This window comes from Streptomyces sp. NBC_00461 (genome assembly GCF_036013935.1).
GTDB lineage: Bacteria > Actinomycetota > Actinomycetes > Streptomycetales > Streptomycetaceae > Streptomyces.
The window spans coordinates 4,459,477-4,476,112 of record NZ_CP107902.1; the positions used below are offsets into that span (position 1 = coordinate 4,459,477).

The 16,636-nt window shown below is 70.1% G+C and carries 18 protein-coding genes and 1 pseudogene; 10 read left to right on the forward strand and 9 right to left on the reverse strand.

The window, feature by feature from the left end:
• Positions 1-68: 68 nt before the first annotated feature.
• On the reverse strand, positions 69-2,999 hold the full coding sequence (locus OG870_RS20790; protein WP_327691249.1) for an FAD-binding and (Fe-S)-binding domain-containing protein: 2,931 nt from the start codon (positions 2,997-2,999) through the stop codon (positions 69-71).
• Positions 3,000-3,243: 244 nt separating this feature from the next.
• On the opposite strand from OG870_RS20790, the gene serC reads away from it, so the two are divergent.
• Complete coding sequence (gene serC, locus OG870_RS20795; protein ID WP_266516568.1) at positions 3,244-4,362, forward strand: phosphoserine transaminase; 1,119 nt, start codon at positions 3,244-3,246, stop codon at positions 4,360-4,362.
• Between the two features lie 104 nt (positions 4,363-4,466).
• Entirely contained in the window at positions 4,467-4,949 is a 483-nt protein-coding gene (locus OG870_RS20800) for a hypothetical protein (RefSeq protein ID WP_266516571.1), read from the forward strand.
• Positions 4,950-5,036: 87 nt separating this feature from the next.
• Here the strand turns inward: OG870_RS20800 and OG870_RS20805 are convergent, their stop codons facing one another.
• Positions 5,037-6,551, reverse strand: coding sequence for a cellulase family glycosylhydrolase (locus OG870_RS20805; RefSeq protein WP_327691250.1), 1,515 nt, complete (start codon positions 6,549-6,551; stop codon positions 5,037-5,039).
• Between the two features lie 329 nt (positions 6,552-6,880).
• On the reverse strand, positions 6,881-7,891 hold the full coding sequence (locus tag OG870_RS20810) for a WD40 repeat domain-containing protein (protein ID WP_266516577.1): 1,011 nt from the start codon (positions 7,889-7,891) through the stop codon (positions 6,881-6,883).
• 118 nt (positions 7,892-8,009) lie between these two features.
• Between OG870_RS20810 and OG870_RS20815 the strand changes: the two genes are divergently transcribed.
• Positions 8,010-8,684: a GDSL-type esterase/lipase family protein gene (locus tag OG870_RS20815; RefSeq protein WP_327691252.1), complete on the forward strand. Its 675-nt coding sequence runs from the start codon at positions 8,010-8,012 to the stop codon at positions 8,682-8,684.
• A gap of 75 nt (positions 8,685-8,759) precedes the next feature.
• Here OG870_RS20815 and OG870_RS48200 read toward each other — a convergent pair.
• Positions 8,760-8,864: pseudogene (locus OG870_RS48200) on the reverse strand (aminoglycoside adenylyltransferase domain-containing protein); the annotation flags it as partial.
• 119 nt (positions 8,865-8,983) lie between these two features.
• Between OG870_RS48200 and OG870_RS20825 the strand changes: the two are divergent.
• Complete coding sequence (locus tag OG870_RS20825) at positions 8,984-9,574, forward strand: Uma2 family endonuclease (RefSeq protein ID WP_266516583.1); 591 nt, start codon at positions 8,984-8,986, stop codon at positions 9,572-9,574.
• Positions 9,575-9,584: 10 nt separating this feature from the next.
• On the opposite strand, the gene OG870_RS20830 is transcribed toward OG870_RS20825, so the two are convergent.
• Positions 9,585-9,806, reverse strand: coding sequence for a hypothetical protein (locus OG870_RS20830; protein WP_266583602.1), 222 nt, complete (start codon positions 9,804-9,806; stop codon positions 9,585-9,587).
• 143 nt (positions 9,807-9,949) lie between these two features.
• Between OG870_RS20830 and OG870_RS20835 the strand changes: the two genes are divergently transcribed.
• The 3 genes from OG870_RS20835 to OG870_RS20845 all read left to right on the forward strand — a co-directional run bounded on the left by OG870_RS20835 (position 9,950) and on the right by OG870_RS20845 (position 11,316).
• Positions 9,950-10,603 (forward strand): maltokinase N-terminal cap-like domain-containing protein, encoded by a 654-nt coding sequence (locus OG870_RS20835; RefSeq protein WP_327691253.1) that lies wholly within the window; start codon positions 9,950-9,952, stop codon positions 10,601-10,603.
• A gap of 84 nt (positions 10,604-10,687) precedes the next feature.
• On the forward strand, positions 10,688-10,903 hold the full coding sequence (locus tag OG870_RS20840; RefSeq protein ID WP_266516591.1) for a type II toxin-antitoxin system VapB family antitoxin: 216 nt from the start codon (positions 10,688-10,690) through the stop codon (positions 10,901-10,903).
• Positions 10,900-11,316 (forward strand): PIN domain nuclease, encoded by a 417-nt coding sequence (locus OG870_RS20845; protein WP_266516593.1) that lies wholly within the window; start codon positions 10,900-10,902, stop codon positions 11,314-11,316. The genes OG870_RS20840 and OG870_RS20845 overlap by 4 nt, the downstream gene beginning before the upstream one ends.
• On the opposite strand, the gene OG870_RS20850 is transcribed toward OG870_RS20845, so the two are convergent.
• Positions 11,279-11,716, reverse strand: a complete 438-nt coding sequence (locus tag OG870_RS20850) for a hypothetical protein (protein ID WP_327691254.1) — start codon at positions 11,714-11,716, stop codon at positions 11,279-11,281. The genes OG870_RS20845 and OG870_RS20850 overlap by 38 nt on opposite strands.
• Here OG870_RS20850 and OG870_RS20855 point away from each other — a divergent pair.
• A complete protein-coding gene (locus tag OG870_RS20855) occupies positions 11,660-11,827 on the forward strand; it encodes a DUF397 domain-containing protein (protein WP_266583594.1) in 168 nt (55 codons plus the stop codon). The two genes, OG870_RS20850 and OG870_RS20855, sit on opposite strands and share 57 nt — an antisense overlap.
• Here OG870_RS20855 and OG870_RS20860 read toward each other — a convergent pair.
• On the reverse strand, positions 11,824-12,780 hold the full coding sequence (locus OG870_RS20860; RefSeq protein WP_266516600.1) for a nuclear transport factor 2 family protein: 957 nt from the start codon (positions 12,778-12,780) through the stop codon (positions 11,824-11,826). The two genes, OG870_RS20855 and OG870_RS20860, sit on opposite strands and share 4 nt — an antisense overlap.
• A gap of 124 nt (positions 12,781-12,904) precedes the next feature.
• Between OG870_RS20860 and OG870_RS20865 the strand changes: the two genes are divergently transcribed.
• The gene (locus tag OG870_RS20865) at positions 12,905-13,897 is read left to right on the forward strand and encodes an aldo/keto reductase (protein ID WP_266516603.1); all 993 of its coding nucleotides are present in this window, start codon (positions 12,905-12,907) and stop codon (positions 13,895-13,897) included.
• Positions 13,898-14,104: 207 nt separating this feature from the next.
• Here OG870_RS20865 and thpR read toward each other — a convergent pair whose 3' ends face one another.
• Positions 14,105-14,701 (reverse strand): RNA 2',3'-cyclic phosphodiesterase, encoded by a 597-nt coding sequence (gene thpR / locus OG870_RS20870; RefSeq protein ID WP_327691255.1) that lies wholly within the window; start codon positions 14,699-14,701, stop codon positions 14,105-14,107.
• 26 nt (positions 14,702-14,727) lie between these two features.
• Between thpR and OG870_RS20875 the strand changes: the two genes are divergently transcribed.
• Positions 14,728-15,246, forward strand: coding sequence for a GNAT family N-acetyltransferase (locus OG870_RS20875; RefSeq protein ID WP_266583592.1), 519 nt, complete (start codon positions 14,728-14,730; stop codon positions 15,244-15,246).
• Between the two features lie 28 nt (positions 15,247-15,274).
• Here OG870_RS20875 and OG870_RS20880 read toward each other — a convergent pair whose 3' ends face one another.
• Complete coding sequence (locus tag OG870_RS20880; RefSeq protein WP_405624517.1) at positions 15,275-16,621, reverse strand: MFS transporter; 1,347 nt, start codon at positions 16,619-16,621, stop codon at positions 15,275-15,277.
• Positions 16,622-16,636 lie beyond the last annotated feature (15 nt).

Below are 16,636 nucleotides of genomic sequence, written 5' to 3' on the forward strand. Positions count from 1 at the left end.
CAGCCCCTCCGCCTCCAGCCCGCCCGCCTCCAGCGCGTCGCCCTCCAGCCCGTCCTCGTCCAGCCCTCTCAAGCCCCCTCCAGCCCTTCCGCCAGGATCTCCGCGAGATGCCGCCCCCGCACCCCGCCCAGTTGCTCCAGCTGCGTCCGGCAGGAGAAGCCGTCCGCCAGGACCACCGCCGCGTCGGGTGCTTCGCGCACCGCCGGCAGCAGCTGGTCCTCCGCGCACGCCGCCGAGACCTCGTAGTGGCCCTTCTCGAAGCCGAAGTTGCCCGCCAGACCGCAGCACCCTCCCGCCAACTCCCCGGTGAGGCCCGCCGCTTCGCGCAGACGGTGGTCGGCGTCGTCGCCGAGGACCGCGTGCTGGTGGCAGTGGGTCTGGCCGGTGACCGGGCGGTCCAGGCGGGGCGGGGCCCAGTCGGGGGCCAGCCGCTCCAGGGCTTCCGCGAAGGTGAGGACGCTCGCGGCGAGACGGGCGGCGCGGGGGTCGTCGGAGAGGAGTTCCGGCAGGTCGGTGCGGAGGGCGGCGGCACAGCTCGGTTCCAGGACGACGAGGCGCGGCCCGCCGTCTCCGGCCGCATCGGGCCCGAGGAGCGGATCCAGCAGGTCGAGCGTGCGGCGCAACACCTCGCGGGCGCGGTCCAGTTGGCCCGTCGACAGATAGGTCAGTCCGCAGCAGACGCGCTCCCGGCGGGCCGTGAGGTGCCGGAGGGCGTACGGCGTGCTGCCGTCCTCGTCCGTCTCCGTGACGTACCCGGCCGTCCTGGGGATGAGGACCGGCGCCAGTCCGGCCGCCTCCAGGACCCGCACGGCCGCCTTCCCCACCTCCGGCGAGAGGTGCTCCGTGAAGGTGTCCGGCCACAGAAAGACGTGCGGGCCGGACGTCTTCTCCTCGTACTCCGGCCCCGTCTGCCGGATCATCCGCCGAGCCTGCGCCCTGGCCCGACGCCCGTACCACCGGCTGAACGTCTCCCCCGCCACCCGCGGGATCCGCCGCTCGGACGCGATCCCGCCGAGCCGCTTGGCGAGCGCCGCCAACGGTCCGACAGAAGCGAGGGCGTTGACCAGCCACGCCGTGCGGGTACGCTCCACCAGCCGCAGCCATCTCGGCAGCCATCCCATGCTGTAGTGCGCGGCCGGGCGGCGGCGCCCCTCGTAGTGGTGGTGCAGGAACTCCGCCTTGTACGTGGCCATGTCGACCCCGACCGGACAGTCCGAGCGGCACCCCTTGCAGGACAGGCACAGGTCCAGCGCGTCCCGCACCTCCGTCGACCGCCAGCCGTCGGTCACCAGCTCGCCCGCGAGCATCTCGTGCAGCAGCCGGGCACGCCCGCGCGTGGAGTGTTCCTCCTCGCCGGTCGCCCGGAAGGACGGGCACATGACGGACGAGCCCGCGGCAGCCGTCGTACGGCACTTCGCGACCCCCACGCACCGCCGCACCGCGGCCGAGAAGTTGCCGCCGTCGGCCGGGTATCCGAAGGCCACGTCGACGGGTTCGCGTGGCAGGACGGAGAAGCGGAGGTTCGCGTCGAGCGGGGCCGGGCGGACCAGCATGCCGGGGTTGAGGAGGTCGTCCGGGTCCCAGACGCCCTTCACCCGCTCGAAGAGGCCCACCATCCCCGCGCCGTACATCTTCGACAGCAGTTCGGCCCGCGCCTGCCCGTCCCCGTGCTCCCCGGACAGTGAGCCGCCGTGTGCGACGACGAGTTCGGCGAGCTCCTCCGAGAACCGCCGGAAACGGCCGACCCCCGCCGCGCTCAACAGGTCGAAGTCGATACGGACGTGAATGCAGCCGTCCCCGAAATGCCCGTACGGAGTGCCGCGCAGCCCGTGTGCGGTGAGCAGCCCGCGGAATTCGCGCAGATACCCGCCGAGCCTGGCGGGCGGCACCGCGCAGTCCTCCCACCCCGGCCAGGCCTCGCTACCGTCCGGCATCCGCGTCGCCGTACCGCTCGCGTCCTCCCTGATCCGCCACAACGCCCGCTGCCCGCCCGGATCGGTGACCACGAGGGAGTCGACGACATCGGCGGCCCGCACGATCGCCTCCGCACGCGCGCGTGCCGCCCCCTCCGACTCGCCGCCCGTCTCCACGAACAGCCAGGCCCCGCACCGCGGCAGCCCCGCCGCGGACGCGGGCGGCACCAGGTCCGCCGCCATCCCCTCCACGGTGAGCGGCCCGTACGGCAGCAGCCCGGCCGCGGCCTCGGCGGCGGCACTCTCGTCGGCGTACGCCAGAACGGCCAGCGCACGCGCGCGCGGCGCCTCGACGAGCCGCAGGACCGCTTCGGTCAGCACGCCGAGTGTGCCCTCGGAACCGCAGAAGGAACGGGCGACGTCCGCGCCCCTCTCGGGCAGCAGCGCGTCCACCGCATAGCCGGAGATACGGCGGGGCAGCTCCGGGAACCCGGTGCGCAGCCGCGCCAACTCCCCCTCCACCAAGCCCCGCAGGCCCTGCGGCGCCCCGGCCCACCCCTGCCCGGGGCTGAGCCGCTCCCCGCGCGCGGTGATCACTTCCAGCGCCCGCACGCTGTCCGCCGTGGTCCCCCAGGCCACCGAATGCGAGCCGCACGAGTTGTTCCCGATCATCCCGCCGAGCGTGCACCGGCTGTGCGTGGAGGGGTCGGGCCCGAACCGGAGCCCGTGCGGCGCGGCGGCTTCCTGCAGCCGGTCGAGGACGAGCCCGGGCTGGACGACGGCGGTCCGCGCCTCCGGGTCGATCGACACCAGGCGGTTCATGTGCCGGGTGAAGTCGAGCACGACGCCGATGCCGGTGGCCTGCCCCGCGATGGACGTACCGCCCCCGCGGGCGACGACGGGCACGCCGTGCTCCCGGCACACGGCCAGCGCGGCGGCCACGTCATCGGCGTCCCGAGGCGCGACGACCCCCTGCGGGACCCGCCGGTAGTTGGACGCGTCCATGGTCATCAGCGCCCGGGAGGCGACGTCAAACCGCACCTCACCCCGGACGACCTCGCGCAAACGTGCCTCGAGATCCGTCATGGGTCCAGCCAACCAGCCGATGGTCGGCACCCTCCAGCCGCCGACCGGAGCAATTGAGCCGACGGTCCGGGCATTCCAGCCCGTCCGGCGTTTGAGGACGAGGCCGTTCAGGCCGAGCGGGGGTCTGGGGGCGGCGGCCCCCAGGGACGGCGGGCGGCAGCCCCCAGGGACGCCCACCGAGACACGCGTCTCACCCGACGGACGAGGTTTCACCCAGGTTTCCCCCAGCGGCTAACCTCACTGCGTGGCTGAGATCCAGATTCCCGCTGACATCAAGCCCGCCGACGGACGTTTCGGCGCGGGCCCCTCCAAGGTGCGGACGGAAGCGCTGGACGCGCTGGCCGCGACCGGCACCTCCCTCCTCGGCACCTCCCACCGCCAGGCCCCGGTCAAGAACCTCGTCGGCAAGGTGCGCGAGGGCATCTCCGAGCTGTTCTCCCTGCCCGAGGGCTACGAGGTCGTCCTCGGTAACGGCGGCTCGACGGCGTTCTGGGACATCGCGACGCACGGCCTGATCGAGAACAAGTCGCAGCACCTGAACTTCGGCGAGTTCAGCTCGAAGTTCGCGAAGGCCGCCAAGCTGGCCCCCTGGCTGGCCGAGCCCACCGTGATCGCGAGCGACCCCGGCACGCACCCGGAGCCGGCGGCCGAGGCGGGCGTCGACGTCTACGCCTTCACGCACAACGAGACCTCGACCGGTGTCGCCATGCCGATCAAGCGCGTGGCCGGTGCCGACGAGGGCGCGCTGGTCCTGGTCGACGCCACCTCCGGCGCCGGCGGCCTCCCGGTCGACATCACCGAGACCGACGTCTACTACTTCGCCCCGCAGAAATCCTTCGCCTCCGACGGCGGCCTGTGGATCGGCGTCTTCTCGCCGGCCGCGATCGAGCGTGCCGAGCGCGTCCACGCGAGCGGCCGCCACGTCCCCGAGTTCTTCTCGCTGCCGACGGCGATCGACAACTCCCGCAAGAACCAGACGTACAACACCCCGGCCCTCGCCACCCTCTTCCTGCTCAACGAGCAGCTGGAGTGGATCAACGGCCAGGGCGGACTGGACTGGTCGGTCGGCCGCACGGCGACCTCCTCGCGCACGCTCTACGGCTGGGCCGAGGACGTCAAGTACGCGAACCCGTTCGTCACCGACCCGGCCAAGCGCTCCCAGGTCATCGGCACGATCGACTTCACCGACGAGGTCGACGCGGCCGCCGTCGCCAAGGTCCTGCGCGCCAACGGCATCGTCGACACCGAGCCCTACCGCAAGCTCGGCCGCAACCAGCTGCGCGTCGCGATGTTCCCGGCGATCGACCCGGAGGACATCGACGCACTGACGAAGTGCGTCGACTACGTGATCGAGAAGCTGTAACTCCAGGTTCCAACCCACCTCCGCCTCGTCAAACCTCGTAGATCCGCAGCTTGTTGCAGGGCCCTGTCGGTGACAGGGCCCTCACCATTGGGTACGGCCGTGGCATGAACAGACCGATACCGGGCACCGTGCAGGTTGCGGTGCGCCACATCCTCAGCGACAAGACGACGGGCGTCTTCACCCGGACCCGCCGGATCACCTGGCGTGACAGCCACTACCGGGTGCGCCGGCCGAAGTCGGGCAAGCAGACCGTGGAGCTGACCTGCCCCGTGTGCGACGCCTCGCTGCTGGCCGAGGTCCGCGACGAGGCGCGTACCCGCCGGACCGCCACGATCCTGCTGGTCCTGGCCGCCCTGAGCCTGATCGTCTTCTTCCTGGCATTCGGTTACGCCATCCACGAGGGCGGCAAGACCCTCCCCGAGGGCCAGTCGCTCCCGACCCTGTTCCCTGTCAGCGTCGTCTCGGTCTTCGTCACGTTCGTCGCCGCACCCGTGCTCTTCCTCCAGGGCCGCCGCTACAACGGCGTCAGCATGCTCGACGCCCCCAAACCACGCCGGCTCCACGGCGTCATGCCGGTCCGCGGCTGAGCGTCCGACAGGCGGCTGAGCATCCGATGCGCGGCTGAGCATCTGATCGCCGACGAGGGCGCCCGGTGAGTACCGGGCGCCCGCTGCTCACGCCGCCGTGCACGTCACGTTCGGCACACCTCCGCCCCCGGGCGCGGCCCCGAAGCCGAAGCTCACAGAACCCCCCGCCGGCACACTCCCGTTGTGAGCGGCGTTCACCGCGGTGACGGTCGAACCGCTCTGGGTGTACGAGGCGTTCCACATGCTGGTCACCTGCTGGGACCCGCTCCAGGTCCAGGTCACCTTCCAGGAACCGATCGCGCCGCTCCCGGTGTTGGTCACCTTCACCTCGGCGTTGAATCCGCTGCCCCAGTCGCTGCTGACGGAGTACGCGGCGCTGCAGGCGGCCGTGGTCCCACCGCCGCCACCGCCTCCGCCCCCGTCTCCCGTTCCGCCACTGGGAAAGAGGGGAGCCTTGATGCCCGCGAGGTATCCGTCCTTCACCGTGTCGACGGTCTGCCAGTCGTCCTTCAGGATCCCGCCCGTGTCACCGGAGTTGGGGTTCCAGGACCAGAACGTCCACTGGAAGGAGTCGGCGCCGTACGTCGACGTCGGCCGCAGGTAACTCGCCAGCGCCGTGAGCCACTTCTGGTCCGTCGTCGAAGCGAGCGTCGTACCGAACTCGCCCACCCACACGGGCGCGATGTTCTGCTTGAAGATGTAGCCCCAGTACTTGTCCCAGATGCCCGGCATGTTGCCGGGGAACGCCGGATCGCTGAACCAGGGCTGCTGGGCGACGCTGGTCGCGTAGTCGTGGGCGGAGTACACGACCCGGTTCGGGACATCCAGTTGCACCGGATACCGGGCCACCCCCATCAGGTTGCCGCCCCACCACCCCGACACGCCGTCGTACGTCTGCACGCCCTCGACGAAGATCAGCAGGTCGGAGTTGGCGGAGAGCACCGCGTTGCCGGCGCGCTGGGCCGCGAGCCGCCAGTCGGTCGCCGTGTCCCCGCAGCCCCAACAGGCCGGATCGTGAGGTTCGTTGTGCAGGTCGATGCCGATGACGGCGTCCTGGCCCCGGTAACGGGCCGCCAGGGCCTTGAGGTTGGTGATCCACGTCGACTCGGGGACGGCGGCGGTGTACCAGAGCGCCGACTGGCCGCCCGAGTCGGGACGGTGCCGGTCGAGGATGACCTTGAGGCCGTCCCTGCCCGCGTACGCCACGAGTTTGTCCATGACCTGGAGGGAGTTCAGCCCTTGCAGGTCCGCGTTCTTGCCGCTGCTGAAGTCGATGCTGTTGGGGACGGCGCCGGCCTTGAAGATGTCGTCGCTGTAGGGCAGTCGGATGGTGTTGTAGCCGAGCGACCTCATCTGGTCGATCATGCTCTTGTAGTCGCGGGACCACAGGCCGTGGACGACGTGGTTGGCGGTCTCGAACCCGAACCAGTTGATCCCGGCGATCCGGACCGGCTGCCCGGCGGCGTCGAGGATCTGACGGCCGCTCGTGTGCCAGTAACCGGCGCCCGGGGTCTCGGCCGCGTGGCTCGTCTGCGCACCGGCCAGCGGTAACAGGAGCACCGCGGCAACGGCGCACAGCGCTCTTCGCAGGCTGCGGAACATGTCGCTGCTTCCTCTCGGGAGATCGGGAGGCGCGGGCCCGGAACGAGTGGGAGCGCTCCCACAACCCGGCACCTCCCATGGAAGCCGCGCTGCATGAACACGTCAAGACAAAAGGCGATGGACGTCGAGGCTGAGCTTCCGGACCGTGCGCCAGCCACAGGGCCCTAGTGCCGCGGCAGGGAACGTTTGCCCGTCAAGGAGCGGCGTCCGGTGCGTGCTCTCGGCGTGCCGGCCGGAAGTCCTCGTACTGGACGTACTTGGGCTTTCGGCCGGTGCGGTGAGAGTGCGTGCCGGGCGTCGCGACGGGGCGAACGTTGCCTGTTGCGGCACTAGTTACGGCGCAGCAGCCGCCGGAACCCGAACACCACCGCCGCCGCGACCGCCACGGCGAGGGCGCCGACCTTGAGGGTGCCGCCCGCGCCACCGCCCGAAGCGCCCGAAGCGCTCGAACTGCCGCTTCCCGACGGAGACTTGGAGCCGCTGCCACTGCCGCCGCCCGGCGGGTCCTCCGCCTGCACGGGGCTGTCGTTGCCCTCGCTGCCGTACATGAGCTTCGAACCGTCGGCGGAGTAGGTGACGGACTCGCCCTGACCCTGCAGGGGCACGTCCAGCCGGCCCTTGCGCTTGATCTTCCCGCCGTTCCAGTCGTAGTAGATCCCGCCGAAGTAGCCGCGGACGGCGAGCTGTTCGCCGTTCGGGGAGATGGCGGCGTCGGTGGCCCAGAGGTCGACGGCGGCGACGGGCTTGAAGATGTTGGTCCCGGAGGCAGAGAGCTTCGCCGGGCCCTCGTACAGGTGCCCGCCGTCCTCGTTCTTGTCGATGATGTACGGGCGCCCGGTCTTCGGATCGACGACGAGCGACTCGGCGTTGCGGGCCCCGTCCGCGTACTTGACGATGTACTGCGTGGCCCGGACCGTCTGGTCGACCAGCTTCTTCGGCTCGGGCAGCTGGTAGATCCAGACGTACGGCCACTTGCCGCCGAGGTTGTCGCCGATGTCGCCGACGTAGATCTGGTGGTCGGGGCCGATGGAGATGGCCTCGACGTCCCGCGGCGCACCGATGCCACTGAGGGTGATCCGGGCGACCGTCCTGCCGGTGCTGCTGTCGACGGCATAGATGTACGGCCCATCGGCGCTGTCGTTGTGGGTCCAGTAGATGCCGGGGTGGAGGCGGGACGCGGCGAGTCCGCTGGACTCGGTGATGTGCGGGTCCTTGATCGTGAACCCCTGGTCGCCCTTGCCGTCACCGTCGGAGGCGGAGGCAGGCGCGGCGGTGGAGACTGGTAGGGCGAAGGCGCCCACGAGCAGGACCCCGGCAAGGACAGCGAACGGTCGGCGCATGACCCCAAGCCTGCCATCCCCGCCCGCCGTTCGACGGCGAGGCGCAGGGAGGGGCGCGTGGCAGGCCTCACATCCCACCCGTCCCTTTGATCCCTCGCCGATCGTCCATCATGAGCGGATGCTCAGGTTCATGCCGGTCGGCGACTCCATGACGATCGGAAGCGCGGGAGAACACACCTGGCGTTACCGCATGTGGCGGCATCTGCGCGACACGTACGACGGCCCGTTCGCCCTCGTCGGCCCGCGCGAGACGCTGCACGACAAGGCGACGGACGCGCCGACGTCGTACGAGTACGCCGATCCCGACTTCCCGTGTGCCCACCTGGCCGGCTGGGGCGAGGGCTGGCAGCACATGGTTCCGCTGATCGGCGAGGCGGTGCGCTCCTCGCGCGCGGACGTCCTCCTGGTCTCGCTGGGCCTGATCGACCTGGGCTTCTACACGAACGCGGAACAGACGGGGGAGAACGTGCGCCGGTTCGTCGAGGAGGCGCGGGCGGCCCGGCCCGGCGTACGCATGGTCATGCTGCCGGTGATCCCGAACGTCCGCGCCGCCGACGACGCCCCCTTCGGGGCCCAGGTCACCCTCTTCAACGAGTTGCTCGGGAAGACGGTCGCCGACCTGGACGAGCCCCGCTCACCACTCCTCCTGGCCTCACCCCCGCAGTCGTACGACGTCAACCTCGACACGTACGACGGCACCCACCCGAACGCGAGCGGCGAGCACAAGATCGCGGCGGCTTTCGCGGACGCGATGCACCAGGCGTGGGACATGGGCGGGCCCTACGAGGCCTGAGCCTCCTCGATGGCCCGGACGAGGAAGCCGGAGGCGGACCCCGGGCAGCAGATCGTCCCAGTGCTCCTGCTCCTCCCCGAGGAAGACGTCACGCGCGCGTGCCATCAGGGGCCGGTGCTCGGCGGGCAGCCGTTCGAGCGCCCAGTCGGCGGCGGCGTCCTTGGAACGGATGTCGCCCGTGGCGAGAGGGTGACTTGGTCACCGTGCGTATCGTTGTACGGCCGGTGACTTGGTCACCGTGCGTATCGTTGTACGGCGCGGCTGCACCTGTTCGTGGGCAGCCGGGGAGGAGCGCCACGATGACCGTCCTGGAAGACAGGATCGACATGGCCGACGCCGACGCCAACACCGAGCGCCTGGACGAGTGGTTCAAGCGCCTTGAGCGGATGCCCGTCCCCGAAGGATTCAGGGTCGAGATCGTCGAGGGCAACGTTCATATGACGCCGCAGCGGGACACTCACTGGAGCATCATCTTCCGCATCGCGGGGGCAGTCGCGGCGAAGTTCGGGATGGACAAATTGTTCTCGGACGTCCGGATCGACTTCCCGGGCCACGAGAACGGCTTCTGCCCGGACGTCGCCCTGCTCAAGGACTCGGCGAAGAAGGACGGCAAAGGCCACTGGCGGTACCAGGACGTCGAGTTCGTGGCCGAGGTCATCTCGAAGGGGACGGCTGCCAACGACTACGGCCCGAAGAAACTCGCCTACGCCGAGGCAGAGGTCCCCCTCTACATCATCGCCGATCCCTATCAGGGCCGCTGCTACGTCTACACCGACCCCAAGGACGGCGACTACGAGAGCCGGACTCCTGTGGACTTCGGCACCGACATCGACCTGACCGGCACCGTCGTCGACCTCGTCCTCAAGACCGACACCTTCCCCCGCGACTGACACCGCCCCCTCAGAACCCCACGTCGGCCGCCCGATACGTCGGCGGTCGCCGTACCCCGCTCGCCCGCTCGTACGCGTACGCCAGCCGCAGCAGCGTGGGTTCGCTCCATGCCGTGCCCATGAAGGGCGTGGCCGCCGCGACGGTGCCGAGCGCGAGCACGCCCCGGCCGGTGGTACGCCCCCGCTCCTGGCCCTCCGTCTCCATGTCTGTCATATGTTTCGTGTCTTTCATGTACGTCGACGCTATAGATGCCGTCGGCGTAACTCGCCCCGACTGACCCCCTGTTCCGCACGGGCGGCACCCCCAGCACGGCACCGGGGGACAGCCCGAAATCGCCCGGCGCCAACACGAGTCGGCTGACAGAATCCGTTCACATGGCACTCATTCACCACACCACGCTCAAGCCGACCAAGCTGGAACTGCTCAGCACCTGGCTGCCCACCCGCCCCTGGTACCAAGGTGACGCGGGCGCACCGGAGTTGACCAAGGCAGGCGGCTTCCGACTGGACGACCCGGAGGGCGAGGTCGGCATCGAGTTCATGGTCGCCACCGACACCTCGGGCTCCGCCCCGGCCGCCTACCTGGTGCCGCTCACCTACCGCGCGGCCCCGCTCGACGGCGCGGAACACGCCCTCGTCGGCACCATGGAGCACGGCGTGCTCGGAAAGCGCTGGGCCTACGACGGCTGCCACGACCCGGTGCTGCTCGCGCAGCTCCTTGCCCTGATCGAGGGCCGGGCCCAGGCGCAGGCCCAGAGCCTCACCGACACCCCCGACCACGAGGTCACCCACTCCTATACCGGTGACTCCACCACCCTCGAAAGCCCCCTCTCCGCAGCCACGGACACCGCCGACGCCACCGAACTCCGCACGGCAGACGGCAAGTTGCTCCGCCTGCACCGGGTCCTTGATCCCGCACCGCTTCCGCCGGAGGGAGTGCTCGGCCATGTCGCCGGAGCGTGGCAGGCGGCGGACGACAGCCGCGCCCGGGCCGTGTTCGTCACCCTGCACGCCACCTCTCGCAGCTGAAGACCGCCGCCCCACACGGCCGCGTGATATCAATCAAACGAAAAATTGATATCATTTCCCGAGGTGGACCCCAGGGAGGCTCTCATGGCACGAACAGTCATCGACATCGACGACGAGAAGCTGGCCGAGGCCGCTGAGATCTTCGGGACGACCACCAAGGTCGCCACCGTGAACGCGGCTCTCGAAGACGCCATCAAGCGTCGGAAGCGCGCGTCGTTCCTGAGCTGGCTGGCGGAAGGCGGACTGCCCGACCTCACCGGGCCCGTGGAGACACCGGCCGACTCTCAGGGCGCAGCGTGACCGACCTGTACCTGATCGACAAATCGGCGCTGGCCCGCTATCCGAAGCCCGCGGTCCGCGCCGTCATCGACCCGCTGCACAACGCCGGGCTGCTCGCGGTGTGCGGCGCGGTCGAACTTGAAGTACTGCACAGCGCACGGTCCAAAGCAGACGCCGAACGGATCCGCGACGAGATGCGCGGCTTCGACTGGCTGACGACGCCGGACGAGGCCTGGGATCGCGCACTGGAAGTCCAGAGCCTCCTCATCGGCGGTGGCAACTGGAAGGCACTCTCGGTCTCCGACCTGATCATCGCGGCGACGGCCGAACGACACGATGCCGTCGTCCTGCACTACGACGGCGACTTCGACATGATCGCTTCGGTCACCGGGCAGCCTATGGCTTGGGTGGCACCAGCGGGCACGGCCGACTGACTCGCCCCACCACCTCCGCCAACAACTCCTCCGCCACGAACAGCACCCGTTCCGACGGCACCGACCGCCACCCCAACGGCCACGTCTGCCCGCTCAGCGCCGGTACGCCCACGTACGCCTGCGCGCCGTCACCGCGCGTCAACGCCCGTACGCCTGGCGGCCATCGGAAACCGGATGCGGTTTGCGGAGGCAACAGGAAGTACAGGTACCGCTCGCCGGTGAACTCCCGGAGGATCGGCCCGGCGTCGAAGTCCGTGCACAACACCAGGTCGGTGGCGACGTGTTCACCCAGCTCACCCTTGATACGGATGGCGTCGAAGTGGATGCCGGCGTGCCGCAGGGCGTGACCGGAGGCGGGGATCCAGGTCGGGATCCAGGGGGAGGAGATTCTCTCGTTCATGAAATAGCCCTCACCCCGGCCACCATCCACATCCGCGACTCCAAGCACCCCGCCGCAGACGTTCTCCACCTGACCCCCGCCACCTGGTCGGCGTTCCTGAAGTCCCTCTAGAACATCCCGTTGCCGTTCGCGGAGCTCTCCGGTACGTCCTGCAGCACATCCCAGTGCTCCACGATCTTCCCGCCCCGCACCCGGAACAGATCGACCACGGCCTGACCCCGCTCCCCCGGCGCGTTCACGTAGTGACTGTGCACCGCCACCAGATCGCCTTCGGCGATGACCCGCTTCGGCGTGACCGTCAGCTGCGGGAACTGCTTGAAGTACGCGCCGAGCCCTGACCTCGCGCCCTCCACACCGTCCGCGATGTTCGGGTTGTGCTGGTGGTACTCGGACCCCCAGTACCGGTCGAGCGCCGACAGATCCTTCTTCACCAGCAGTTGATCGACCGCAGCCGTCACCAGCTTCTCGTTGTACGCGGTGAGGAAACGCGAACCCGGACACACCGTCTGCGGCCAACTCACCGTCGAGAACATGTCGTTGCCGTTGGCCGACTTCTCCGGCACGGCCTGCCCCGTGTCCCAGTGCTCGGCGATCTTCCCGCCCTGGAAGCGGAAGATGTCGAAGACCGCGGAACCGCGCGTGCCCGGCGTCAGGACGACGTTGGAGTGCACCAGGACGAGGTCACCCTCGGAGATCACCCGCTTGATGTCGTACGTGGCGTCGGGGAACTGCCGGTGTACCGAGACGGCCAGGCCCTTCAGCGTCTCCGCGCCGTCCGCGGCCAGCGGATTGTGCTGGATGTAGTCCGGCCGTACGAAACGGTCCACGACCGCGGTGTCACCGCGCTCGAACACACCCTTGAGGACGTCGGCGGCGACCGCCTTCTGGTAATCGAGGCGGGCGGAGGCGTCGTAGCCGGAACCCGCATGTGCACCGAAACCGGCGTGTGTACCGGAACCGGCGACCGGCGCGGACGCCACGGCAGGCACGGCGGCGGCGCCCAGCAGCACGGCTGAGACGGCAACGGCGACAAGGGTCCTGCGGGCAGACGTGGTGGGGGGCATGTGGCTCTCCGGTGATGGATATTGAAAGTTCAAGCTTACGCTTCCCACAGGAAAGCACTAACCATTGGTTAGCGTCAAGATCTCTCTTGCGTAGAGCGCACTCCAAGCCGTTGGCTAGGGAGTCATGGAGTACACGCAGCTCGGACGCACGGGACTCAAGGTCAGCCGGCTGGTCCTCGGCACGATGAACTTCGGACCGCAGACGAACGAGGCGGACAGCCACGCGATCATGGACGCGGCGCTGGACGCGGGCATTAACTACTTCGACACGGCCAACGTGTACGGCTGGGGCGAGAACAAGGGCCGTACCGAGGAAATCGTCGGCACCTGGTTCGCCAAGAGCGCCGCTCACCGCGACAAGGTCGTCCTCGCCACCAAGGTCTACGGCAACATGGCCGCCGACGGCGCCGCCTGGCCGAACCACGACAAGCTTTCCGCGCTGAACATCCGGCGCGCGGTCGACGCCAGCCTCAAGCGGCTGCAGACCGACTACATCGACGTCTACCAGTTCCACCACATCGACCGCAGCACTCCCTTCGAGGAGATCTGGCAGGCGATCGACGTGCTGGTCCAGCAGGGCAAGATCCTGTACGTCGGGTCCTCCAACTTCCCCGGCTACAAGATCGCCCAGGCCAACGAGATCGCAGCGAAGCGTGCCGGCACCATCGGCCTCGTCAGCGAGCAGTGCCTCTACAACCTCGCCGAGCGCCGCGCCGAGATGGAGGTCATTCCGGCCGCGCAGGAGTACGGGCTCGGGGTCATCCCCTGGTCGCCGCTGCACGGCGGGCTGCTGGGCGGTGTCATCAAGAAGGAGGTCGAGGGCGGGCGCAGGGCGAGCGGCCGGGCCGCCGACACCCTCGCCAACCCCACCGAGCGCGCGCGGATCCAGGCCTACGAGGACCTGCTGGAGAAGCACGGCGTGGAGCCCGGCGAGGCCGCCCTGGCCTGGCTGCTCACCCGGCCCGGCGTGACCGGCCCGATCGTCGGCCCGCGCACCGCCGAGCAGCTGGAGTCGGCCGTGCGCGCGGTCGAGCTGGAGCTCAGCGAGGAACTGCTGTCCGGCCTGGACGAGATCTTCCCGGGCCCGGGGCCCTCTCCGGAGGCCTTCGCCTGGTAGCGCCCGTCAGAGGCAGGGCGCGGGGCGGAGCCGACGTACGGCTCCGCCCCACGGGCGCTGCCGGCCGCACTCGGCGCGCAGCCGGAGAACGGCCGCGGTTCCGTCCGTCGCTACCTGACGGCCGCCGCCACGACGACCACCACGAGCATGAGAACGAGCGCACCGGCCATGATCCGGTTCCGGGTTTTCGGGTCCACGTGGTCGAGCCTAACCGGCCCCGCCGAGCGCCCACCGGGCGACCGCCTCATAGCGGGGCTGTTCCCCGGGTACGCCGGACCTCGGCAGATTGCTGCGCACCAGTGCCAGCTCGCCCACCGTCCACGTGCGGCTCGTGAACCCCTCCAGCGCCTCCAGGTACGGCTGTGCGTCGATCGCATCCCTGCTGCGGGCCACCGTCAGATGGGCCTTGTACCGCCGGTGCTCCCCCATCGGCACGCCGGCCTTCCGCGCCGCCGCCTCCGCCCGGTCGGCGAGCAGCCGCAGTGTGTGCACCTCCCCCTCGGCGCCGGCCCACAGCGCCCGCCCGTGCCCGAACTGCCCGCCGCCCCGCACCGCCAGCGCAAAGGGATCGGTACGCCGGGCCGCCCGCTCCAGCCGGGCCGACAGGTCCGGTACGACGTCGTCGTCGACGTCTCCGTAGAACGCGAGCGTGAAGTGCCAACCAGGGGCCCCGCCGCGGGGCGACCCCGGGCGCCCGGTCCAGCGCAGCGCCTCCGCGCCGGGCAGCTTCCTCAACTCGGCCACCTTCGCGGCGAGTTCGGCGGCGACGTCGTCCGGGGGAAGCACGGCGGCGAAGAGTCTCATGCGCACCACCCTGCCACCATGGGCGCATGGAGATCAGCATCAGAGAAGGCGGACCCGACGACGTCCCGGCGATACTCGGCATGCTCGACAGCTGTGTGGAGTGGCTGGTGGCCGAGGGCCGCACCGGCCAGTGGGGGACCGAGCCCCTGTCCGAGCACCGGAAGACGGTGGACTCGGTCGTGGGGTACATGGAGGAGGGCACGACCTACATCGCCGAGGCGGACGGCGTGCCGGCGGCCACCCTCACCGTGACCGGCGCACCCGGCGCCTACCTGTCCCACCTGCCGCCGCCCGGCGAGCCCGAGCGCTACATCCACTGGCTGGCCTCCGACCGCCGGTTCAAGGGCCACGGCGTGGGCAGCGCCCTGCTGGCGCACGCCGCCGAGGAGACCAGGCGTGCCGGCGTCCTGCTGCTGAGGGTCGACTGCTACGCCGGCGACGACGGCAGGCTCGTCCGCTACTACGAGGACAACGGGTTCCTGCGCACCGAGACCTACACCGCCTCGAGCGAGTGGCCGGGACAGGTGCTGGCCCGGAGGCTGTAGTCCGCAGCCTCCGGGCCCACGGGCGTTCTCACGCCGCCGCGGCCAGCTCCTCCTGCCGCTCCCGCGGCACGAACCGGACGTGGGGGTGGCCGCGGTTCCAGCCGACCGACAGACGCAGGCCGCCGACGCGGGCCAGGACGAGGCCGATGACGATCGCCGCACCCGCGGCGATCGCACCGCCGACGGCCATGCCCGCCCGGACGCCGTACACGTCCGTGATCCATCCGGCGATGGGCGCGCCGATGGGTGTGCCGCCCATGAACACCATCATGTAGAGGGCCAGTACCCGGCCGCGCATGGCCGGGTCGGTGGCCATCTGGACGCTGGTGTTGGCGGTGACGTTGACCGTCATGCCGAACATGCCGATCGGGACCATCAGCAGGGCGAACAGCCACAGCGAGGGGGCGGCCGCGGCCACCAGCTCCAGGGCGCCGAAGGCCAGGGCCGCCGCGATCATCACCCGCATCCTGGCCGTACCGCGGCGGGCCGCGAGCAGCGCGCCGGCCAGCGAACCGACGGCCATCAGCGTGTTGAAGAGGCTGTAGGAGCCGGCTCCGGCATGGAAGACGTCGTCGGCGAAGGCGGACAGGTAGACCGGGAAGTTGAAGCCGAAGGTGCCGATGAACCCGACCAGGGCGATGGTCCAGATCAGTTCGGGGCGCCCGGCGACATACTGGAGCCCCTCCCTCAGCTGGCCCTTCCCGCGCGGCGCCCGCTCGACGACATGCAGCTCACGCGCACGCATCAGCAGCAGGCCCACCATGGGGGCGACGAAGGACAGGCCGTTGAAGAGGAAGGCGTAGCCGGTACCGACACCGGTGATCATGAGGCCTGCGACCGCCGGGCCGATCAGGCGGGCGGACTGGAAGTTCGCCGAGTTCAGGCTGACCGCGTTCTGCAGTTGCCCGGGGCCGACCATCTCGCTGACGAAGGACTGCCGGGCCGGGTTGTCCACGACCGTGGCGAGGCCGACGGCGAAGGCGGCGAGGTAGACGTGCCAGACCTGGACGTGGCCGGAGAGGGTGAGGACGGCGAGCGCGATGCCGGCGACGCCCATCGCTGACTGGGTGACCAGCAGCGTGCGGCGCTTGGGCAGGCGGTCGACGAGTACACCGCCGTAGAGGCCGAAGAGCAGCATCGGCAGGAACTGCAGTGCCGTCGTGACACCGACGGCGGTCGCGGAGCCGGTGAGGCTGAGGACCAGCCAGTCCTGGGCGATGCGCTGCATCCAGGTGCCGATGTTGGAGACGACCTGGCCGGCGAAGAAAAGTCGGTAGTTCCTGACGCGCAGGGAGCTGAACATCGAGGATCTGTGCGAAACAGGGGTAGTAGGTGCCGGTGCGGGGGCGGAGTCTGCTCCGGATCCCGTACTCAAAAGGGTTCGCCTCCT